Origin of the sequence: Sphingomonas astragali, from assembly GCF_051400615.1 — a bacterium.
Classification (GTDB): Bacteria; Pseudomonadota; Alphaproteobacteria; order Sphingomonadales; family Sphingomonadaceae; genus Sphingomonas.
This window is the reverse complement of sequence record NZ_JBLFFH010000001.1, coordinates 1,275,246-1,296,690: the sequence shown is the minus strand read 5'-3', so window position 1 is coordinate 1,296,690 and position 21,445 is coordinate 1,275,246. Positions and strand designations below refer to the sequence as shown.

Annotated in this window: 18 protein-coding genes; 6 read left to right on the top strand and 12 right to left on the bottom strand. The window is 71.0% G+C overall.

What is annotated here, in order from left to right:
- The first annotated feature begins 132 nt into the window (after nucleotides 1-132).
- Nucleotides 133-2,388 (top strand): glycoside hydrolase family 3 N-terminal domain-containing protein, encoded by a 2,256-nt coding sequence (locus ACMGER_RS06405; RefSeq protein WP_436811691.1) that lies wholly within the window; start codon nucleotides 133-135, stop codon nucleotides 2,386-2,388.
- On the opposite strand, the gene ACMGER_RS06400 is transcribed toward ACMGER_RS06405, so the two are convergent.
- Nucleotides 2,344-3,753, bottom strand: coding sequence for an MFS transporter (locus tag ACMGER_RS06400; protein ID WP_436811257.1), 1,410 nt, complete (start codon nucleotides 3,751-3,753; stop codon nucleotides 2,344-2,346). The genes ACMGER_RS06405 and ACMGER_RS06400 overlap by 45 nt on opposite strands.
- A gap of 232 nt (nucleotides 3,754-3,985) precedes the next feature.
- On the opposite strand from ACMGER_RS06400, the gene pepN reads away from it, so the two are divergent.
- Nucleotides 3,986-6,580, top strand: coding sequence for an aminopeptidase N (gene pepN / locus ACMGER_RS06395; protein ID WP_436811690.1), 2,595 nt, complete (start codon nucleotides 3,986-3,988; stop codon nucleotides 6,578-6,580).
- An 80-nt stretch (nucleotides 6,581-6,660) separates the two neighbouring features.
- Here pepN and ACMGER_RS06390 read toward each other — a convergent pair whose 3' ends face one another.
- Both ACMGER_RS06390 and ACMGER_RS06385 read right to left on the bottom strand, forming a co-directional pair.
- A complete protein-coding gene (locus ACMGER_RS06390; protein ID WP_436811256.1) occupies nucleotides 6,661-7,503 on the bottom strand; it encodes a hypothetical protein in 843 nt (280 codons plus the stop codon).
- Between the two features lie 111 nt (nucleotides 7,504-7,614).
- Complete coding sequence (locus ACMGER_RS06385; RefSeq protein ID WP_436811255.1) at nucleotides 7,615-8,871, bottom strand: S8 family serine peptidase; 1,257 nt, start codon at nucleotides 8,869-8,871, stop codon at nucleotides 7,615-7,617.
- A gap of 105 nt (nucleotides 8,872-8,976) precedes the next feature.
- Here ACMGER_RS06385 and ACMGER_RS06380 point away from each other — a divergent pair, with 105 nt between their 5' ends.
- Both ACMGER_RS06380 and ACMGER_RS06375 read left to right on the top strand, forming a co-directional pair.
- Nucleotides 8,977-9,447 (top strand): sigma-70 family RNA polymerase sigma factor, encoded by a 471-nt coding sequence (locus tag ACMGER_RS06380; protein WP_436811254.1) that lies wholly within the window; start codon nucleotides 8,977-8,979, stop codon nucleotides 9,445-9,447.
- Nucleotides 9,444-10,130, top strand: coding sequence for an anti-sigma factor family protein (locus ACMGER_RS06375; protein WP_436811253.1), 687 nt, complete (start codon nucleotides 9,444-9,446; stop codon nucleotides 10,128-10,130). The genes ACMGER_RS06380 and ACMGER_RS06375 overlap by 4 nt, the downstream gene beginning before the upstream one ends.
- A gap of 4 nt (nucleotides 10,131-10,134) precedes the next feature.
- Here ACMGER_RS06375 and ACMGER_RS06370 read toward each other — a convergent pair whose 3' ends face one another.
- Entirely contained in the window at nucleotides 10,135-11,757 is a 1,623-nt protein-coding gene (locus ACMGER_RS06370) for an alkaline phosphatase D family protein (RefSeq protein ID WP_436811252.1), read from the bottom strand.
- A gap of 360 nt (nucleotides 11,758-12,117) precedes the next feature.
- Between ACMGER_RS06370 and ACMGER_RS06365 the strand changes: the two genes are divergently transcribed.
- Nucleotides 12,118-13,593, top strand: a complete 1,476-nt coding sequence (locus ACMGER_RS06365) for a DUF2029 domain-containing protein (protein WP_436811251.1) — start codon at nucleotides 12,118-12,120, stop codon at nucleotides 13,591-13,593.
- Here ACMGER_RS06365 and ACMGER_RS06360 read toward each other — a convergent pair.
- Genes ACMGER_RS06360 through ACMGER_RS06350 form a run of 3 tightly spaced genes read right to left on the bottom strand, consistent with a single transcriptional unit; the run spans nucleotide 13,551 to nucleotide 16,212 of the window.
- The gene (locus ACMGER_RS06360; protein WP_436811250.1) at nucleotides 13,551-14,729 is read right to left on the bottom strand and encodes a glycosyltransferase; all 1,179 of its coding nucleotides are present in this window, start codon (nucleotides 14,727-14,729) and stop codon (nucleotides 13,551-13,553) included. The genes ACMGER_RS06365 and ACMGER_RS06360 overlap by 43 nt on opposite strands.
- A gap of 11 nt (nucleotides 14,730-14,740) precedes the next feature.
- Nucleotides 14,741-15,268: a DUF2141 domain-containing protein gene (locus ACMGER_RS06355; protein ID WP_436811249.1), complete on the bottom strand. Its 528-nt coding sequence runs from the start codon at nucleotides 15,266-15,268 to the stop codon at nucleotides 14,741-14,743.
- Nucleotides 15,265-16,212 (bottom strand): hypothetical protein, encoded by a 948-nt coding sequence (locus ACMGER_RS06350; RefSeq protein WP_436811248.1) that lies wholly within the window; start codon nucleotides 16,210-16,212, stop codon nucleotides 15,265-15,267. The genes ACMGER_RS06355 and ACMGER_RS06350 overlap by 4 nt, the downstream gene beginning before the upstream one ends.
- A 165-nt stretch (nucleotides 16,213-16,377) precedes the next feature.
- Between ACMGER_RS06350 and ACMGER_RS06345 the strand changes: the two genes are divergently transcribed.
- Nucleotides 16,378-17,448 carry a glycosyltransferase gene (locus tag ACMGER_RS06345; RefSeq protein ID WP_436811247.1) on the top strand — a complete coding sequence of 357 codons (1,071 nt, stop codon included), beginning with the start codon at nucleotides 16,378-16,380 and terminating at the stop codon, nucleotides 17,446-17,448.
- Here ACMGER_RS06345 and ACMGER_RS06340 read toward each other — a convergent pair.
- The 5 genes from ACMGER_RS06340 to pyrE form a co-directional block, all read right to left on the bottom strand.
- Nucleotides 17,400-18,488, bottom strand: coding sequence for an AI-2E family transporter (locus ACMGER_RS06340; protein ID WP_436811246.1), 1,089 nt, complete (start codon nucleotides 18,486-18,488; stop codon nucleotides 17,400-17,402). The genes ACMGER_RS06345 and ACMGER_RS06340 overlap by 49 nt on opposite strands.
- On the bottom strand, nucleotides 18,485-19,351 hold the full coding sequence (gene lepB / locus ACMGER_RS06335; RefSeq protein WP_436811245.1) for a signal peptidase I: 867 nt from the start codon (nucleotides 19,349-19,351) through the stop codon (nucleotides 18,485-18,487). Before lepB ends, ACMGER_RS06340 begins: the two co-directional genes overlap by 4 nt.
- Nucleotides 19,344-19,751 (bottom strand): holo-ACP synthase, encoded by a 408-nt coding sequence (gene acpS, locus ACMGER_RS06330; RefSeq protein ID WP_436811244.1) that lies wholly within the window; start codon nucleotides 19,749-19,751, stop codon nucleotides 19,344-19,346. The genes lepB and acpS overlap by 8 nt, the downstream gene beginning before the upstream one ends.
- A gap of 136 nt (nucleotides 19,752-19,887) precedes the next feature.
- The gene (locus ACMGER_RS06325) at nucleotides 19,888-20,616 is read right to left on the bottom strand and encodes a pyridoxine 5'-phosphate synthase (RefSeq protein ID WP_436811243.1); all 729 of its coding nucleotides are present in this window, start codon (nucleotides 20,614-20,616) and stop codon (nucleotides 19,888-19,890) included.
- Nucleotides 20,613-21,197, bottom strand: a complete 585-nt coding sequence (pyrE, locus tag ACMGER_RS06320) for an orotate phosphoribosyltransferase (RefSeq protein WP_436811242.1) — start codon at nucleotides 21,195-21,197, stop codon at nucleotides 20,613-20,615. The genes ACMGER_RS06325 and pyrE overlap by 4 nt, the downstream gene beginning before the upstream one ends.
- Nucleotides 21,198-21,445: the final 248 nt, after the last annotated feature.

Below are 21,445 nucleotides of genomic sequence, written 5' to 3'. Positions count from 1 at the left end.
GGGGATCAACCAGAGGGTGGATTTGTAACCGGTTACAGCGCACGCTATCCGCAACGGGCACCGAGTCGGCAAGGCGGAGACGAGAGGGAGGATGGCTTGAGCGGCACCAGGATCACGCGGCGCGGTGCGCTGATGGCGGCGGGGGCGCTGGTCGCCTGGGCGCATTCGCCGGCGCGGGCGCTGCTGCTCCAGGCGGAAAAGGACAAGGGGTCGCGCGCCGCGATCGACGCGCTGATCGGCCGGATGACCGTCGAGGAGAAATGCGGCCAGCTCACGCTGATGGCCGCGGCCTGGGCCGGCGCCGGTGCCAACGCGCTCAATCCGCCACAGGCCGGCGCGGGCTTCGAGGCGCAGCTGGGCGAGGTGCGCAAAGGCCGGCTCACCGGCGTGTTCAACGGCAACGGCGCCGAGATGGCGCGGCGGATGCAGACCGTCGCGGTGAAGGAATCGCGGCTGAAGATCCCGCTGATCTTCGCCGCCGACGTGATCCACGGCCACCGCACCGTCTTCCCGGTGCCGCTCGCCGAGGCGGCGAGCTTCGACGCCGCGCTCGCCGAGCGCACCGCGCGCGTCGCGGCTGTCGAGGCGGCGGCGGCGGGGATCGACTGGACCTTCGCGCCGATGGTCGACGTCGCCCGCGACCAGCGCTGGGGCCGCGGCGTCGAGGGCGCCGGCGAGGACGTGCTGCTCGGCATCGACATGGCGGCGGCACGGGTGAAGGGCTTCCAGGGCAGGTCGCTGCGGGACGACGACGCGGTCGCCGCCTGCGCCAAGCATTTCGCCGCCTATGGCGCGGCCGAGGCGGGGCTCGACTACAACAGCGTCGACATTTCCGAGCGGACGCTGCGCGAGGTCTATTTCCCGCCGTTCGAGGCCGCTGCGGCCGCCGGCGCGCCGACCTTCATGGCTGCGTTCAACGAGCTGTCCGGCATCCCGGCCACCGGCAACCGCTGGCTGCAGACCGAGGTGCTGCGCGGCGAATGGGGCTTCGGCGGGCTGGTCGTCTCCGACTATACCGGCGACGAGGAGATGATCGCGCACGGCTTCGCCGCCGACGCGCGCGAGGCGACCAGGCTCGCCTTCATGGCCGGCGTCGACATGAGTATGCAGAGCGGCTTCTACATCCGGCACCTGCCGGGACTGGTGAGCGACGGCAGCGTGCCGATGACGCGGCTCGACGAGGCGGTGCGGCGCGTGCTGGCGCTGAAGGCGAAGCTCGGGCTGTTCGACGATCCGTTCCGCCGCATCGATCCCGGGCGCGAGAAGGCGCGTTCGCTCACCGCCGCCCATCGCGCCGTGGCGCGCGACGCGGCGCGCAAGTCGATCGTGATGCTGCGCAACGCGGGCGCGCTGCTGCCGCTCAGGAAATCGGGACAGACGATCGCGCTGATCGGTCCCTTCGCCGAAGGGAAGCACGACCTGATCGGCCCGTGGAACGTCTATGGCGACGACGGGCAGGCGGTCGATATCGCCACCGGGATGCGCGCGGCCCTGGCCGATCCGGGGGCGCTGACGGTGACCGCCGGCTGCCAGCCGTTCGCGCCGATTCCGGGCGGCGTCGATGCCGCGGTCGCCGCCGCGCGCGCCGCCGATGTCGCGGTGCTGGTGGTGGGCGAGACGCAGGACATGTCGGGCGAGGCCAAGTCGCGCACCTCGCTCACCGTTCCGCCCGCGCAGCAGGCGCTGGTCGAGGCGGTGGCGGCCACCGGCAGGCCCTATGTCGTGCTGCTCAAGAATGGCCGGGCGCTTGAAGTGCAGGGCGCGGTGCTCGCGGCGCCGGCGCTGCTCGTCACCTGGTTTCTCGGCAGCGAGACCGGGCCGGCGGTCGCCGACGTGCTGTTCGGCGACGAGGGGCCGTCGGCACGCCTGCCCGTCAGCTTCCCGCAGGAATCGGGGCAGGAGCCCTTCTACTACGCGCACAAGGCGACCGGGCGTCCCAATCCGGAGGGGCCGCTCCAGCCCTACAAGGCGCATTTCCAGACGGTGAGCAACGCGGCGCGTTTTCCGTTCGGCCACGGCCTCACCTACGGCCGCATCGGCTATGCCGATCTCACGAACGGCGGCGGCAGGCTGGCCTGGGACGGCGCGATCACCCTCGCCGCTCGCGTCACCAACTCGGGCGATCGCGAGGCATGGGAGGTGGCGCAGCTCTACATCCGCGACCGCGCCGCCAGCATCACCCGGCCGGTGCGCGAGCTGAAGGGCTATCGCAAGATCCGCCTGGCGCCCGGCACATCAGCGGCGGTCGCCTTCACGCTTCGCCGTCGCGACCTGGAGTTCATCGGCCAGGCGATGAAGCGCACCGTGGAGCCGGGAACGTTCGACTTCTGGATCGGTCCCTCGTCAGCCGAGGGGCTTCGGGGCAGTTTCGAGCTCCTCGCGGGCTAGCCGCTGCTGCTCGAGCTCGCCGACGATGCGGTCGTGGACGTCGCGGCGAAGGGGATTGAGCGCGATGCACAGCGCCGACAGCGCGAAGCCCAGTGCCGGCACCGCGAGGACGGTCCAGCGCATCCCCGCCAGCGTCTCGGCCGATTGGGCGACGTTGGCGCGATAGCCGATCGCATCGAACATCGCCCCGAACAGTCCGCCGGCGGCGCCGAACGCGACCTTCTGCACCAGCGCGGCGACGCCGAAGGTGGTTGCCTCGAAGCGCTGACCGGTCGTGCGTTCGCCGTATTCGATCGTGTCGGGCAGCAGCGACCAGAAGGCGAAGTGCATTCCCATGATCGCCACCTGCAGCGCGACGAACAGCGCCTGCATCGCCAGCACGCCGCGCACGTCGAGCCACGCCACCGCCCCTAGCGCGGCGAGCCCGCCGCCGGCCGACAGCAGCCATACCATCCGGGCGCCGAGATGGCGCCCGACCGCCATCCACAGCGGGACGGCGAGGCCGCCGGCGAAGCCCATCACCGCCAGTGCCTGCCGTCCGGCCTCCTCATGGCCGACGACATATTTGAAATGATAGAGGATCGACTTGCCGAACACGGTCGCGGCGAAGGTCATGAAGATCATCGCCGCCATCAGCGAGAGGAAGGCCGGATTGGTGACGAGATTGCGCAGGCAGTCGCCGAGGAAACGCAGGATCGCCCCCTGCGCGGGCTTGGGCGGGACCGCTTCCTCGATCGCGAGCGCGACCGGCAGCAGGATCGCGACGCCCGCCACGGCGAACAGCGCCGCGACGGCGAGGAAGCCCGCCGGATCGTCCGGCCCGCCGCCGACGAATGCGGCGAAGGGTTGCGTCGCCAGAGCTACGGCCACGGCGGCGATCGTGCCGAACAGCATCCTGAGGCCGGCGATCGAGGTGCGGTCGCGGCTGCTGGAGGTGATCCGCGCGGTCAGCGCCGAATAGGGCACGTTCACCACCGCATAGAGCGTGCGGAACAGGAGGTGCACCGCCAGCATCGCGCCGACGAGCAGGGTACCGGTGAGCGGGAGCGGCAGGTAGAGCAGCACGAACGCCGCCCCGAGCGGCGCCGCGCCCCAGACCAGGAAGCGCCGGTATCCCCCTCTCCCGGCGCCGAGCCGGTCGGCCGACAGCCCCACCGCGAAATCGACCAGCCCGTCCCAGATCGACGGCAGCATGTAGATCAGCGCCGCCTGGCCGATCGGCAGGCCGATCACGTCGGTGTAGTAGAACAGCAGGTAGAGGGTGATGCTCTGCCAGTAGAGGTTGAACGCGAGATCGCCGAGCGCGAAGCGGGTGCGCTGCCACAAGCCGAGCCTTTGCCCCGTATGGTTGCCGGCATTCGTCATTCACCCGCTGTAGCGTTGCCCGGTTGATGTCGGAAAGACCGTGCCGCCTCCTCCTCCGTCACCCCGGCCTTGTGCCGGGGTCCACCAGGCGGCTTAGTTCAGGGCAAGAGGCTCTTGTTCCGAGCTCGCGGCACGGTGGACCCCGGCACAAGGCCGGGGTGACGAACGGGGTAGGACCTTCACATGCGAACAAGGCTGGTCTGCCGGCGGCATGGCGGCGTATAGCGAGGGGATGGATGCCCGCCCCGCTGCCGCGCCGACGCCGAAGACGATCCGCCGCGAGGACTATCGCCCGCCCGCCTGGCTCGTGCCGGCGATCGCGCTCGACTTCGATCTCGATCCGGCCCGGACAAAGGTGCGCGCAACGCTCGCCGTCGAGCGGAATGGCGATCACCGTGAGCCACTGCGCCTGGATGGCGACGGCCTCACGCCGCTCGCCGTGCGCGTTGACGGCGGCGAGGCCGACTGGTTCATGGACGGGGACACGCTCGTCGTTCCGCTGACCGGCGACCGCCACAGCATCGAGACCGAGGTCGAGATCGCGCCCGAGACCAACACCCAGCTGATGGGCCTTTACGCCTCGGGCGGGCTGCTCTGCACGCAATGCGAAGCGGAAGGTTTCCGTCGCATCACCTTCTTCCCCGACCGGCCGGATGTGCTCAGCCGCTATTCGGTAAGGATGAGCGCCGACAAGGCTCGCTTTCCGGTCCTGCTCGCCAACGGCGATCCGGTCGACGCGGGCGAGTTGGAGGGCGGCCGGCATTGGGCGCAGTGGAACGACCCCTTCCCCAAGCCGAGCTACCTGTTCGCGCTGGTCGCGGGCGACCTCGTCGCCAACCGCGCCATCTTCATCACCCGATCGGGCCGCGAGGTGCGGCTCGGCATCTGGGTACGCGCGGCCGATCTCGCCAAGACCGATCATGCCCTCAACGCGCTCAGGACCGCGATGAAATGGGACGAGGACGTCTATGGCCGCGAGTATGATCTCGACGTGTTCAACATCGTCGCGGTCGACGACTTCAACTTCGGGGCGATGGAGAACAAGGGGCTGAACATCTTCAACAGCCGCTACGTCCTCGCCGACCCGGAGACCGCGACCGATTACGACTATGACGCCATCGCCGCGGTGGTGGCGCACGAATATTTCCACAACTGGTCGGGCGACCGCGTCACCTGCCGCGACTGGTTCCAGCTGAGCCTCAAGGAAGGCTTCACCGTGTTTCGCGACCAGAGCTTCTCCGCCGACCAGGGCTCCGCCGCGGTCAAGCGGATCGAGGACGTACGCTCGCTGCGCGCCGCGCAGTTCCCGGAGGACGCGGGGCCGCTCGCGCACCCGGTCAGGCCCGACAGCTATATCGAGATCTCGAACTTCTACACCGCGACCATCTACAACAAGGGCGCCGAGGTCATCCGCATGATGGCGACGCTGCTGGGGCCCGAGAAGTTCCGCGCGGCGACCGATCTCTATTTCGACCGGTTCGACGGCACCGCCGCCACGGTCGACGATTTCGTCGCGTGCATGGAGGAAGCCGGCGGGATCGACCTCACGCGCTTCCGCCGCTGGTATTCGCAGGCCGGCACGCCGCGCGTCGCCGCCCGCATCAGCCACGAGGCGGAAAGCGGCCGCGCGGTGCTGAAGCTCGAGCAGTCGACTCCGCCGACGCCGGGACAGCCGGCCAAGGAGCCGCTGGTGCTGCCGCTCAAGTTCCGGCTGTTCGGTGCCGACAGCGGCGAGCCGTTGACCGACGAGCGGCTGGAGGTCTTCGCCGACGGGGCCGCCGAGGTGGCATTCGACGGCATCGCCGAGCGCCCGGTGCTGTCGATCAACCGCGGCTTTTCCGCACCGATCATCGTCGACAGCGACCGCACCGCCGCCGACCTCGCCTTCCTGTCGGCGCACGACGACGATCCCTTCGCCCGCTACGAGGCGATGCAGCAGCTGATGCTCGACACGCTGGTTGCCGCGGTCAGCCGCGGGCGCGCCGATCACGGGCCGGTGTTGGAGGCGATCCGCAACACTCTGAGCGATCCCGCGCTCGACGCGGCCTTCATCGGCGAGGCGGTGCTGTTGCCGTCCGAAAGCTTCATCGGCGACCAGATGCCGGTGGTCGACCCCGAGGCGATTTACCGGGCGCGCGAGGCGTTGCGGCATGACATCGGCGGGACGCTCGAGCGCGAGTGGCGCGCGGCATACGAGAAGACCCGCGCCAACCGCTTCGAATATTCCCCCGCGGCCAAGGGCGCGCGGCGGCTCAAGACCGTCGCGCTCGGCTATCTCGCGGCGAGCGGCGCGGCCGACGCGCCCGCGCTCGCCTTCGGCCAGTTCGAGGCGGCGGACAACATGACCGATCGCCAGGGGGCGCTGACCACGCTCGCCAATGGCGACGCCGCCGAGCGGGCGACGGCGCTCGAGCTGTTCTACCGCCGCTATCGCGACAATGCGCTGGTGCTCGACAAATGGTTCTCGACCCAGGCACTGTCGACGCGCGACGATACCGCCGCGGCGGTCGAGGCGCTGGCGCGGCATCCGGACTTCACGCTCGCCAATCCCAACCGCGCCCGCGCGCTGGTGGGGGCGTTCGCGGTGAACCAGCGGGCGTTCCATGACGCGTCCGGGCGCGGCTACCGCTTCGTCGCCGACCAGCTGATCGCGCTCGACAAGCTCAATCCGCAGACCGCCGCCAAGCTGCTGCCGCCGCTCGGGCGCTGGCGCCGCTTCGATCCGGCGCGGGCGGAGAAGATGAAGGCGGAGCTGAGCCGCATCCTCGCCGTGCCGGGGCTCAGCAAGGACATGTTCGAGCAGGTGAGCAAGAGCGTGGAGGGATAGGCGCGTCCGGCGGAGGGGGCGCCGGACGCGCCGGTCCGGCCGGGCGAGAGCGGGGAGCGCCCGGCCGAGGACGGAGTCGATTACTGCTGCTGGTCCGGCTCCTGCTTGGCCGCCTGCTTCCTGACCGAGCCCTTCCCCATCGCAGAGACGAGCACGTCGCCCGAGCCGGTGAAATTGGAGACAGGAAGCGTCGCGAGCCGATCGCCGACCTGGACGACCACGCCGGTGACCGCGCCGCGGGCGGTGGTCTTCAGCGACTGGACGGTGCCGATCAGCCGCTCCCGCGCGTCGACCACCGGCATCCCCGGCCGCGCGACGAAGTTGCCCGTGGCGCTGCCGGCGGCATTTCCGGCGAGCGCGAGCGTGTCGTCGCCCATCGATCCCGCCGCGCTGCCTGAACCCGCTGCGTTGCCCGAGCCGCTCGCGCCGCCGAGCGTCCCGGCACGATCGCGGACCGCGCCGACGGTTGAGCCGACACGGTCGCGCGCGTTGCCGGCAAGGCCGCGCCCGGCGCCGACCGCCTGACCGGCGGTGCTGCGCACCGCATCGGTGCCGATGAGCTGGGCGTCGGCACCGCCCGAGGCCGATCCCGAGCCCGACGCGCTGCCGCTCAGCGCGCGGTCGGCGACGGTAGCGTCGAGCGCGCCCGAGCCGCTGCCGTCGGCGCTGCCGCGAGCATGGACGCGGCCGCTGCGCCGGTCGACCGAGCGCTCGGCGCGGGCATTGCCGTCGCCGGTGATGCGGCCCGAGCTGGTGGTGTCGATAGTACGGCCGAGCGTACTGCCGAGCCCGCCGCCGAGCGTACCGCCCAACTGCCCACCCAAGCCGCCGCCCAGCCCGCCCCCGCCGAGCAGCTGCGCCGACGCCGGTGCCGAAGCGAATATGAGCGCGGCGAGCGCGCCGCCGATCACGATCCTGGCCATCTCTTCGTCCTCCGTGACATGGATTCCATCGGGCGCCGATCGGCGCCTCGCCACGAGAACGGCAGGGCTTCGCGGTTTAATCCCGCACGTATGAAAATACTCGCGGCGAAATTATTTGCGGGTCGCGCAGTCGCCGCAGACGACGCCGCGGCCAAAGACGGGATCGGGGCCGCGTGCGCCGAGATCCTTCGCGGCGGCGTCGACCCCGGCGAGACGGCCGCCCGCGCGGGCGATCGCCGCGGCGACGAGCGGAACGGCGAAGGAGGTGCCGCGCACCCGCCGCGCGCGGCCGCGCGCGTCGAGCGCGACCATGTCGGCGCCGGGCGCGGCATAGTCGAGATGGGCGGCGCGGCCCGCCTCGACCAGCGCGCGCCCACGGCCGTCGACGCCGGTGACGGCGACCACGCCGGGATAGGAGGCCGGATAGGCCGGCGGCGCCGCCGGACCGTCGTTGCCGACCGCGGCGACGAGGACCATCCCGTGCCGTTGCGCGGCGGCGACGGTGCGGGCGAGCAGCGGATTGGGCGGGCCGACGAGGCTGATCGCGACCACCGGCGCGCGCTCGCCCGCCAGCCAGCCGAGCGCCCGTGCGATCGCCACCGCGCTGCCGCCGGCGCGGTCGCTGCCATAGACGTCGGCGGCGAGCACGCTCGCACCCGGCGCGCCGCCGCGCACCCGCCCGCCGCCCGCGATCAGCGAGGCGACGGCGGTGCCGTGATCGCTCGGCCGCGGCGCGCCGCCGGCGAAGCCCTGCTCGCGCACCGGCCCGCCGACGCCGCGGCCGATACCGCCGTCGATCATGCCGACCGTGATCCCGCTACCTGGCATCGCCGGTGACATCGCCGGCTCCGCGGCGGCAGCAAGATGGCCGCTCTCGAAATGGAGCACGTCCGCGGATACCGCGGCGGAAGGCGCGAGCCGGCGGGCCTCGCGCACCGCCGCGGCGAGGCTGCGGCCTTCGGGGATCGCCAGCCGGGCATAGCCGACGCCGAGCCCCTCGACCTCGGTCTGCTCGATCAGCCGATAGCCCTTGCCTGCAAGCAGGGCGAGCACCGCGGCATCGGGATCGGTCAGCACGATCTCGCCAGCGCGCGCGGGCTGGCCGCCGTCGTCGAGCGCGATGCGGCCGCGGCTCTGGCGCACCAGCCGCGCGAAACGGTCGAGCCGGGCGGCGGCGAGCGCCCGCGGGGACAGGTCGCGGACGCGTTCGACGACCTCGCTCGTGGTTCGTCCGATGCCGTCGGCGATCTCGCCCGGCAGGTTGCCGACCGGCCCGGGCAGGCCCGGCAGCTGCGGCACGAGCTGCGCCCCGGCGGCCGCCGCCATCGGGACGGTGAGCACCAGCGCCAGCGCGAATCGCATCGTCATCCGGAACAGCCTAAGAGAAATATGGACGGACAGGGATGAAACGAGCGGAGCCGTCCGTTTCATCCCGAGGCGGAAGGAGGAGGCGTCCTGAGGTTCGAGGACGAAGTGCTGGCGCTGCTGCCGCGGCTGAGGCGGTTCGCCCATGCGCTCGCCCGCTCGCCGAGCGATGCCGACGACCTCTGCCAGACGGCGGTCGAGCGGGCGCTGACGGCGCGCGCGCAATGGCGGCCGGGGACACGATTGGACAGCTGGATGTATCGCATCATGCGCAATGCCTGGATCGACACCGCCCGCGCCCGCAGCCGCGCCGCGCAGACCTTCGTCGCGGAGGCGGCCGGGCTGGCGGTGGGCGACGCGGGCGACCGCGCGATCGAGGCCGCGGTCGAGCTCGACCAGGTGATGCGGGCGATGGCGCGGCTGCCCGACGAGCAGCGCGAGGCGGTGGCGCTCGTGCTGGTCGAGGGGCTCGCCTACAAGGAGGCGGCGGCGGTGCTCGACATCCCGATGGGCACGCTCACCTCGCGGCTGGTGCGCGGGCGCGAGGCGCTGATGCGCCAGCTGGGGGAAGCGGCATGACGATCGATCCGGAAACGCTGATGGCCTATGCCGACGGCGAGCTCGATCCGGTCGCCGCCATGCGGGTCGAGCGCGCGATCGCCGCCGATCCGGCGCTCGCCGCCGAGGTGGCGGCACATCGGCGGCTGCGCGCGCGGATCGCGGGCAGCTTCGCGCCGGTCGCCGCCGCACCGGTGCCGGAACGATTGGCCCTGCTGCTCAAGCCCGACAATGTCGTGCCGCTGCGCCCCCGCGCGCGCGCGCGCTTCGACCTGCGCTGGGCAACGGCGATCGCGGCGAGCCTGGTGATCGGACTCCTGATCGGCCCGATGCTCCGGCCGGGCGCGCCGGTCCAGGTCGGGCCGGCGGGGCTGGTCGCGTCGGGCGACCTCGCCCGTGCGCTCGACACGCAGCTCGCCGCGACCCAGGGCGATGCGCCGATCCGGGTGATCGCGAGCTTCCGCGATTCCGCGGGCGCGATCTGCCGCACCTTCGCCGGCCGGGTGACGAGCGGCATCGCCTGCCGGGAGGGCGACGGCTGGGTGCTCCGCCGCACCGTTTCCGGCGCGGCCGAGGTGCGTACCGACTATCGCCAGGCCGGTTCGAGCGATCCCGAGCTGATGGCGATGGCGCAGGACATGATGGCCGGCGCGCCGCTCGACGCCGCACAGGAACGCGCGGCGCACGATCGCGGGTGGCGCTGAGCGGTTACGCCATCACGTTCCGCCCGCGCGTCACCGTGGCGGTGTGGCCGACGCCCGCGTTCGTCGACCTCGCTTTCACCGTGTCGACGAACAGCCAGTCGTTGGTGACGCGATCGGGCGTCAGCGTCAGCGCCATGTAGCCGCGGCGCGAGACGTCGCACCATTTGAGCTCGGTGCTCGCCTTGACGAGCGCCGCCGCCATCGTCCTGGGATCAACGGCCGCCGCCGACTCGTAGCCGGGCGACGTGACCGAATGGCCGGCGAACTCGACGCCGGCGGGCCTGCCGTCGTTGCCGAGGTCGAACGCCCAGGCGTTGTGGCTGTCGCCGGTGATCACCACCAGGTTCGCGCCCGCCGTCTGCGCCGAGGCCAGGAAACGCCTGCGCGCGGCCGGATAGCCGCCCCAATTGTCGAAGTTGGAAGGCAGTCCGACCTTCGCCGCCATGATGCCGCTCTCGACATAGGTCCTGCTGCGCGCGGGCGCGTCGGGCTTCAGCCAGCCGATCGCTTCGGCCGGCGCGCGCTGGTCGCCCATGATCGTGCCGAAGCCGACGATCTGCCAGCGCTGCCCGGCCTTCACCGATCGCGCCATCGCGTGGGAGAGCCAGCTTTCCTGTCCGGTGCCGAGCATGGTCATGCCCGGGTCCATCCACGCGCCGTCGCGGAACTTGGTCAGCGCCGCCACCGGATCGGCGTCGCGGAACAGCGGCGCGACGTCCGGCTGCTCGGTGCGGGCGAGCAGGCGCGTCTCGGTGCGGAACAGCGTCGCGAGCGTGCCGATGTCATAGGCTTTCCACGGCTCGTCGCCGACCGGCATCCATTCGCGATAGGCCTGGACGGCGGCCGCCTTGCGCAGGCTCCAGTCGCCCTCGTTCGGCTGATGGTTCTGCGCGCCGCCTTCCCAAGCATCGTTGGCCGATTCATGATCGTCCCACTGCGCGATCATCGGCTTGACGCGATGCAGCTCCTGAAGATCGGGATCGGCGCGGTAGCTCGCATAGCGCAGGCGATAGTCGGCGAGGCTCAGTATCTCGCTGGGCGGTTGCGGCACGCGGCCGTCGACCGGCCCGCCCGGCGGCGCATAGCCGCCCGGCGCATATTCGTAGAAATAGTCGCCGAGATGGACCGACAGGTCGATGTCGTCCCGCGCCGCGGCGTGGCCATAGGCGTTGAAATAGCCGTAGGGCAGGTTGGAGCAGGAGAAGATCGCCGCCTTGAAGGACGGCGTGGCGCCCTCGGGCAGCGTCCTGGTGATGCCGATCGGCGAGAGGCTGCCGTCCGGGGCGACGAAGCGATAATGGTAGCGCGTCGCGGGCCTGAGGCCGTCGACGGTGATCTTGACCGTATGGTCGCGCCAGGGGCCGGTGATCATCACCCCGCCCGCGGCGATGCGGGCGAAGTCGGGCGCCTCGCTGAGCTCGACCTTGAGCTCGGCGGCGGCGCCGTCGGCGGGGACGTAGCGGGTCCACAGCAGCATCGTGTCCGGCCCCGGCTCGCCGCTCGCGACCGAATGGGTGAAGCCCCTGAGCGCCGTGACGTTCGGCGTCTGCGCGAAGCCCGGCAGCGCGAGGCCGACGGTTCCGAGAGTGCCGGTAACGAGCAGGCTGCGGCGGTCGATGATGATCATGGGCGTTCCCTTCAGTCCGCGGGCCGTCTGCCCCCGCCATGTGTCGGGCGCGTGACACTATGACATGGGCAGGCCAGGGCCCAGACCCAGGAACGGCAACGGCCGTGACGGAGCGGATTTTGGCGCAGGGCTAGGAGTGAGGAGGGAGCGATGCGGATAGCATCGTGACTGACGAGCGACGACGCCATGCGCCAAAATCCGCCCGCCCCTTCGGGGTCGCCCGCAGAGCTTCGCTGGTCTACGTCGCTTGCTTGCGCGTAGCTTCAGCTACGCGTCTGCGCCGCGCTCCTTGCCAGCGAAGCTCTGCGGGCGATCACGGCCATTGCCGTTCCTGGGTCTGGGTCCTAGGCGCGCTGCAGGATGCGCCTGCCCCCTCCTCCCGCGCTGCTGGCGGCGCTTGCCGTCGCGCTGGTGACGCTCGCCTGGATGCGGCCGATCGATCACGACGAGAGCCAATATGTCGCCGCGGCGGTGCTGAGCGCCGGGGGGCTGCTGCCCTATCGCGACTATGCCTATCTCCAGACGCCGCTGCAGCCGCTGCTGTTCGCGCCGGTCGCCTGGGCGGCGGGGGCCTGGGCCTATCCGGCGCTGAGGATCGTCAATGCGTTGCTGGGCTGGGCGGCGGTGGCGGGCGTCTATGCCGGCGCGCGGGCCGCAGGCGCGCGGCCGGGTCCGGCGATCGCCGCGGCGGGGTTGTTCGCCGCGTGCGACATCCTGCTGTTCTCGGCGGGGACCGCCCGCAACGACGCGCTGCCGGCGGCGATGCTCGCCTGGGCGCTGCCGCTGATGCTGAAGGCGGAACGCGGCAATGGCAGCCGGATCGGCGCCGTGGCGATCGGCCTGCTGCTGGCTGGGGCGGTCGCCGCCAAGGTCTCCTATGCGGTCCCCGCGCTCGCCTATGGCCTCTATAGCCTGCTGCGCCGCGAGCGGCACCGGCCGCGGTGGGTGATCGCCGGCACGCTGCCGATGGTGGCGCTGGTCGCGTGGCTATGGTGGCTCGATCCCGCGAGCGCGCTGTTCGGGACGGTCCTGTTCCCGGCCCTCGCCCCCGCTCAATATTACGAAGCGGCCGGCCGGGCGTGGAAACTCTCGACGGCGCTCAAGCTGGTCGACACGCTCAAGTTCCTCGCGCTCGGCCCGGCGCTGCTCGCGCTGGGTGCGGTCGCGTGGCGGCAGCCGCGCGGGCTGCCGCGGCTGCTCGGCTGGCTGATCCTGGCCGGCCTCGTCGCCGCGCTGCTGCCGACGCCGACCTGGCGCCAGTATCTGCTGCCGCTGCTGCCGCCGCTGTTCGTCGCGCTGTCGATGCGGTGGCGGGAGCAGCCGCCTGCGCGCGCTCTGCGCATCGCCTTTGCCGTGTTCGCGGGCGCCGGGCTGGTTCCTTCGGTCGTCGCACTGGCAGCGGGTGGAGGCCTTTCGGCCGCGATCGCCGAAGGACGGGCGATCCGCGCGACGCTCGACGCAGCCGGCGTGCAGGGTCCGATCGCCACGCTTGCGCCCCAGTTCGTACCGGCGACCGGCCGGCCGCTCGACCCGCGCTTCGCCACCGGCCCATTCTATTTCCGCAGCCGCGGGCTGCTTGCCGCGCGCGGGGAAGCGGCGGCGCATCTGGTCGGGCGCGACCGTCTTGCCCATGGGCTCGCGAGCGTGCCGCCCGCCGCGATCCTGGTCGGCGGCGAGGGCCGATGGACCAGCGGCGACGACCGCCTCGACAAGGTGCTGGAGGATTGGGCGATCGCCGGAGGCTGGCGCCGCGCGCCGGTCGCGAGCGCGCGCTTTCGGCTCTACGTCCCGCCTCAGGCAGCGGCGCGGCGCCTGTCCTCGATCAGGCCGGAATAATAGTCGACCAGTGCCGCGGCATGGTCGCGGTCGGTGCGAACCTTGTCGGCAGCGCGGAGGCAGGCGGCGCGCAGGATCGCGGGCTCGCGCCGGAACAGCCGCGCGATCGCCGCCGCGCAGCTCCGTGCGTCGCGGGCGCGATATTGCTCGGCGAAGGGCGGCTCGGCGATGTCGGCGGCGCCGCCCTCGTCCGGTACGATCAGCGGCAGGCCCGAGGCGACCGCCTCCAGCGCGACCAGACCGAACGGCTCGGCATCGGAACCGTGGATCAGCGCATCGACGCTCGCCATGATCTGGGCGAAGCGCAGCCGGTCGTAGACCGGGCGGAACAGCCGGATGTGCGGGCTGCCCTGGACGCGGCGCGCCAGCTTCTCGCGCGCGACGCCGTTGCCGAGCAGGATCAGCCCGACCGGCATCCGCTCCCCCGCCGCCTGCACCGCGTCGATCACGCACGGCCAGCGCTTCTCGGGATGGTGCCGCCCGACGCCGAGCAGCAGGTGCCCGTCGTCGGGCAGCCCGCATTGGCGCAGCAGCGCCGTACGCAGATGCGCGTCGCGCAGCTCCGGCGAGAAATAGCCGCGGTCGATCCCGAGCGGCATCGCCGCATGGACGGTGAGCCCGCGCCGGGCATGACGCTTGGCCAGCGTCACGCCGTTGGTGACGAACGCGTCGAAATGGGCGAGGAAGCGCGCCTGATAGCGCGTGTACCAGGCGAACCAGCGCTCGACCGTCGCCATGTCCGCCACGCCTTCGAGCCAGCGGCCGGCATAGGCCGCCATATTGTCGTTGTGCGCGAAGAAGACCTTGAGCGCGCGGCCCTGCCATTTACCCACGATCCATGCCGGCCGCCACGGCGAGCTCGCCTCGACCACGTCGGGATCGAGCCGGTCGAGCAGCCGCGTCACCGGCTCCGCGTCCCAGAACAGCCCGTAATTATGGTCGAACGGCAGGCGCGGCGCCTTCACCCAATGGACGACGCCGCCGCCCGGCCGCTCCTCGACCGCGTCCTCGCGGCCCGCGGCGATCACGATCAGCTCGTGCCCCATGTCGGCGAGGATGCCCATCTTGCGGTCGAGATAGGTGCGCACCCCGCCGCCGGTCGGCGAGTAGAATTCGTTGACGTCGACGATGCGCATCGGAAGCCGCCTCAATCGTCCGGCCTGTGCGGACCGAAACCCGACAGGCCGCGCAGATACTGCGCCTGAATTGTGACGGTCGCCACCCCGCGGCCGACGAGGATCAGCGCCTGGTCGAGCTCGGGGCGGCTGCGGCCGAGCTTCTGGTTGCTCGGGAAGCCCGCGCCGTCGCGCCAGAAATTGAACTTGTTCCTGCCGTCGCGGTCGTGGGTGAAGAGCAATGCATAGCGGCCCGGCGCGGGCACGCGGATGCAGAGCGACACCGGGCCGTCGCCGGCCGGCGTCGCCGCCCAGACGCGCCGGAAGATCTTGCCTTCCTTGACCAGATCGCGGTCGTCCTTGAGGAAATCCTCCTCGGTCGCGGGATAGAGCTCGAGCTTGAGCCGGCCGGTGCGGTCCTTGAGCCCGACCACGTTGACGCGGATCGCCGGCCCGCGCCCGGCGATGCAGGCGTCCGCATCGCTGCCGATCGGCACGGTCTGCGCCGAGGCGGGAGCGATGACGAATAAGGCGAGAACGGCCGCGGCCGCGCGCGTCATCCGATCCTCCGCACGAGCGCCTGGACGCCGAAGAAGGCGATGAACAGGGCGTGGCCGAGCAGCGTCAACGCGGCGGTGAAGGCGACGAGCTCCGAAAGCTGCTCGCCCTGGCCGATCAGGATGATCGCGAAATTGGCGAAGAGCAGATCCTTGTTCGGCACGAACGGCAGGCGCGAGACCAGCAGGCGCCCCGCCGCCAGGAACAGCCACATGCCGAGCGACACGTGCGGCATCGCGAAATGCCAGGCGAGCGCGATCATGAACGATCCGAAGCAGAGCCTCAGGCAATGGATGCCGAACACCCACCACAAGGTGCCGCGCGGCAACGAGAACACCCGCCGCGAGAAGATGAGGAAGGGGAGCGACATCGCGACGATGACGACGGCCGACCAGACCAGCTTCTGGAAGGTTTCCGGATAGAACAGGTTCCTGGCGAGCGGCAGCGCCAGCACCATCATCGCCAGGGTGATCGCGTTGCCGGCGATCGCGGACAGGATCGACACGTCCTTCACCGCACCGAACGGCGCCGTCACCATCTTCATCCGCGAGCGCGCCCAGGCGTAGAAATAGGCCTCGCCCGAATAGCCGAACACCACCTCGTTCGCGACGCGCTTCTTGATCAGCGCGCCGAGGCCGGCGACCGGAAGCTTCCACAGCCGGCGGAAGATCAGCCAGTCGAAGGTCGGCGGCGACATGTAGAGCAGCGCGAAGGCGACGTAATAGCCGGGCGAGCGCGGGATCTCCCGACTGAGCGCGACCAACCCTTCGCCCAGCAGCTCATGGGCGAGGCCGCCGATCATCGCGAGCGTCAACAGCCCCGCGAGGACCACCGGCCAGCGCCGGCGAATGCGCTCGATCGGCTCGAGGCCGGCGAGATTGTCGATCGCGCCCGCCGGCGCAGGGGGAAGCACCTCGGCGGCGGGCATCGTCGTCGACGCACTCATATCGGGAGGGTTCAAAGGCAAGAATTCCGTACGGTGCCGGGGCCGGCCGGCGTGAGCGGCTCGGCCACGACGCGATTCGCCCCCCATTGCCGATGAATCTGACAAACGTATGTCACGCCCGCGCCATGGGCGCGACGCGGCCGCTTTGCTATCAGCGCGCCGGAGATGAGCAGCGCGCGCCACATCCTCATGCCGATCCAGACGCTGAACGGGGGCGGCGTCGAAAAGGTTTCGCTGCGACTCGCCGAGGCGTGGATCGGGCAGGGTCGACAGGTGACGCTCGCGATCGGATCGCGTGAGGGACCGCTTGCGGACGAGATTCCCGAAGGCGCCGCTTGCATCGAAGTCGGCGATTCCCGCTACATGGCGCTGCTCGGGGCGATACCGCGAATCGTGCGGGAAGTCGCGCCCGACGTCCTCTTCTGCCCCGGCAATCACTACACCAGCATTGCCGGATGGACCTGGCTGCGGCTCGGGAGCGCATGTCCGCCGATCGCCGCCAAGGTCTCCAACGCGCTGGTCCGCCGCGACATGGGGAGGATCGCAGCGAGCGGCTATCGCGCCTGGCTCCGGCTGCATCCGCGCTTCGTCGACGCGCTGGTGGCGATGACGCCGGGCATGGCGGACGAGGCGGTCGCGGCGATGCGGATGCCGCGGGAGCGCCTGCACGTCATTCCCAATCCCGCTCCGCGGCAGGGCACGGGCGAGGTGCCGGCCGGCCGGTATCTGCTCGGCATCGGCCGGCTGGCACCCCAGAAACGGTGGGACCGCGCGATCGCGGCGATCGCACGAATCGCGGACCGTCAGGTGCGGCTGGTGATCTACGGCGAAGGGCCGGAGCGCGCGGCGCTGGAGCGTCAGGTGCAGGCGCTCGGCCTCTCCGGTCGCGTTCAGCTGCCCGGCTATGTCGCCGATCCCTCGGCCGCGATCGCCGGCGCGGTAGCGGTGGTGCTGACCTCCGACTTCGAGGGCGTGCCCGGCGTGCTGCGCGAGGCGCTGGCGGCGGGGACGCCGGTGGTCAGCACCGATTCGAGCGTCGCGGTGCGAGAGATCGTCGCCAGGGTCGAGCAGGGCAGCGTGGTGCCGATCGACGACGCCGACGCGCTGGTCGCCGCGCTCGACCACTGGCTCGCGCCCGGCCGGGGCCGCCCTGCGCCTGTCGGGGAGAGCGGCGATCCAGCCGCGGCCTATGCCTCGCTGTTCGATTCGCTGGTGTCGCCGACGCCTTCGATCTGAGCCGCGGCCTCGGAGCGGCGCTGGAGCGCGACCTTGATCATCGCCACCATCGGATCGGCGAGCGCGAGGCCGAGCACGCCGAACAATGTGCTCGCCAGGATCTGCGCCGACAGGGTCAGCGCCGGCGGCAGATCGACCGTGCGCCGCGCGATCATCGGGATGACGATGTAGCCGTCGATGTTCTGGACGAGGAAATAGATGACGATCGCCGCGAAGCCGGTGTAGGCGCCGGCGCTGAACCCCACCGCCACCATCAGCACGCCGCTGGTGATCGCGCCGATGTTGGGGATGAAGGCGAGCATCCCGGTGATGATGCCGAGCAGCAGCGCCATCGGCACGCCGGCGATCCACAGGCAGATCCAGGTGAACACCCCCTCGAACGCCATGCCGAGCAGGCGCCCGGCGAGCAGGCGGCGCATCGTCACCGACATGCGCTCGAGCGTGACGGCGAACTCGTTGCGGCTGTGGAGCGGGATCATCCACTCGAGCCCGCGGCCGTAGATGCGCGGTTCCATCGCCACGAACAGGCCGATGATCAGGATCATCAGCAGGCTGCCGATCGCCCCGATCGCGCTGCCGACCGCCGAGGTCAGCCGCCCCACCGAGCCCAGCGCCTGCTGCGCCATGCCGGCAAGGTCGGAGCGCGCGGGCATGAGGCCGAGCTCGGCGAGCCAGCCCGCCACCCGGTTCGCCTGCACCTCCAGCGTGGTGCGCAGCTGCTCGGCCTGTGCGGCGATCTGGACGCCGGTCAGGTAGAAGACCACGACCACGAACGCGATCGCGGACAGCATCACGATCGCGAGCCGGAAGCCGCGCGGGATCGGCAGCACGCGCCCGAGCAGCCGCACGCCGCCGTCGAGCATCGAGGCGAACACGAGCCCGCCGAAGATGATCAGCAGCGGCTGGATCAGCAGCACCACCAGCGCCATCGCCGCGGCGAGGCCGAGCCAGATGCTCGCCTTCTTGAGCTCGGCATAGGTGCGCGCGTCGTGCCCGTCGTTCGGTCCCGGCGCGGTGACGGGATCGCGGACCTTGGTCACTGGCCGGTCCGCTGCGGGTGGAGCGAGGTGCCGGCGCGGCCCGGCCGGAACGAGGCGGGCCAGGTCAGCGGGTTCCAGGTCGCGCTGCCGTCGAGCGAGAAGGTGATGAACTCGGCGCGCCCGCCGATATTCTCCCACGGCACCGGCCCGCCGAGGCCGAGCTCGCTCACCGGAAAGCGGCTGTCGGCCGAATTGTCGCGGTTGTCGCCCATCAGGAAGACATGGGCGGCGGGAATGGTGACCGGGCCGTAATTGTCGCCCTCGGAATAGCCGCGGTCGATCGTGTCGTAGCTGCGGCCGCCCGGCAGCGTCTCGCGATAGATCGGCATCCGGCAATAAGTCCTGCCGTCGGTGCCGGCGACCTCGGTGTCGGTGCATCTGGTGTTGGCATCGGCCGCGATCAGCCGGTCGCCCTCGTAGACGCGCGGCACCGCGCGGCCGTTCAGATAGACGACGCCGTTCCGCACCTGCAGCCGGTCACCGGGCAGGCCGATCACGCGCTTGATATAGTCGGTCGAGGAGCCCGGCGGCGTCACGATCACCACGTCGCCGCGCTCGGGCATCCGCCCGAACAGCCGGCCGTGGATGAACGGCAGGACATGGAAGGTCGGCGAGACGTAGCTGAAGCCATAGGGGAACTTGGTCACCACCAGCCGGTCGCCGACCAGCAGCCCCGGCATCATCGATTCGGACGGGATGTAGAAGGGCTTGGCGATGAGGCTGTGGAAGCCGAGCACCGCCAGCACCAGCCAGACGATGCCGCGGGCCTCCGCCCACCAGTCGGTCTTGGGCTTGGACGTCGCCACGCCATCATCCTCCGCGGGAACAGTGTCGGGACGGTCGAGCGCCAGGTCGTCAGCCATGATCCGGAATAGCCTCGATGACGACGAAGGCCTGGGCCCAGGGATGGTCGTCGGTGAGCGTCACATGCACGCGTGCGAGGTGGCCCGCCGGGATCATGGCGTCAAGCCTCGCCTTGGCGCCGCCGGTGAGCGCCAGCGTCGGCGCGCCCGACGGCGCGTTGACCACGCCGATGTCCTTCATGAACACGCCTCGCTTGAATCCGGTGCCGACCGCCTTGGAGAAGGCTTCCTTTGCGGCGAAGCGCTTGGCCAGCGTCGCGGCATAGGTGAAGGGGCGCCGCTTCGCCTTGGCGAGCTCGACCTCGGTGAACACTCGCGCCTCGAACCGTGCGCCGAAGCGGTCGAGCGACGCCTGGATGCGCTCGATCGAGCAGAGATCCGAGCCGAGGCCGATGATCATATCTCCCTCTCCCTTGAGGAGAGGGAGGGAGCGGCGAAGCCGCGGAAGGGTGAGGGTGGCTTGGCGTCATCGCCCTCACCCTTCCCACGCCGCTGCGTGGCGCGGGCCCCTTCCCTCTCCCAAGGGGAGAGGGAGATCACCGCGCCGCATCCATCAGCTCGCGCATCCGCCTCACCACCGGCGCCAATCCATCGAAGATCGCCTCGCCGATCAGGAAATGGCCGATGTTGAGCTCGCGAAGCTGTGGAATCGCCGCGATCGGCTGGACGTTGTCGAAGGTGAGACCGTGGCCGGCGTGCGGCTCGATGCCGTTCTTCGCCGCCAGCGCCGCGGCGTCGGCGAGCCGGCGCAGCTCCTCCGCCTGCGCGGCGCCCTCCAGCTCTGCGTAACGGCCGGTGTGGAGCTCGACCACCGGCGCGCCGAGGCTCGACGCCGCCTCGATCTGGCGCGGGTCCGGCTCGATGAACAGCGAGACTCGGACGTTCGCCTGCCCCAGCGCACGCACCATCGGCGCGAGGTGATTATGTTGGCCGGCGGCGTCGAGCCCGCCCTCGGTGGTGCGCTCCTCGCGCTTCTCGGGGACGATGCAGGCGGCGTGCGGGCGATGGCGGAGCGCGATCTCCAGCATCTCCCCGGTCGCCGCCATCTCCAGGTTGAGCGGGACCGGCAGCTCGGCGGACAGGCGAGCGATGTCGTCGTCGGTGATGTGGCGCCGATCCTCGCGCAGGTGCGCGGTGATGCCGTCCGCCCCCGCCTCGGCCGCGAGCAGCGCCGCGCGCACCGGATCGGGATAGCCCGAGCCGCGCGCGTTCCGGACGGTCGCGACATGGTCGATGTTGACCCCCAGGCGCAGGTGCCGGATCAAGCCGCCGCCCGGCTCCCGGGCTTGACCGCCGGAATCGCCGCCAGCTCGGGCGGCAGCGCTTGGGGATCGTAGGTCGGCACCTCCAGCCGGATCAGGGGAATGAAGGGCACGTCGAAGGCGGCCTTGCCGTTCGATCGGTCGACCAGCGCCGCGACGGCGATCACCTTGCCGCCCGCTTCCTCGATCGCCTTCATCGCCTCGCGCGAGCTGAGGCCGGTGGTGACGACGTCCTCCATCATCAGCACCTTGGTGCCGGGCTCCAGACGGAAACCGCGGCGCAGCTCGAAGGTGCCGGTGGGCCGCTCGACGAACATCGCCGACACGCCGAGCGCACGGGCAACCTCGTGCCCGGCGATCACCCCGCCCATCGCGGGCGACACCACCGCCTTGATCGCCGCGCGAAGGTCGGTGGGGAAGCGCCGCACCAGCTCCTCCGCCAGCCGGGCGCCGCGCGCCGGGTCCATCAGCACGCGGGCGCATTGCAGGTAGCGCGGGCTCCGGAGGCCGGAGGAGAGGATGAAATGCCCTTCCAGCAGCGCGTCGGCGGCACGGAATTCGGCGAGGATCTCGTCGTCGGTCATCGTGGCGCCCCTAGTAGGTTCGCGCCGCCTTCACCGCAATGGGCGGGCCGATCGCGTCGTGACTGGCTGAACGGTCATTTCTTCCCGTCGCCATTCCCGCGAAGCCGGGAGACGGTTGGAGGATAAGAGGTCCCGACCCAGAGCCGGGCCCGGAGCCCGAAGAAATCGCTTTCCTAATAGGATTTGCCTTGCTTCACTCCGGCCTTGGTTGCCCTGACGCAGCCCGAGGATAAATGGAGCAAAGTGAA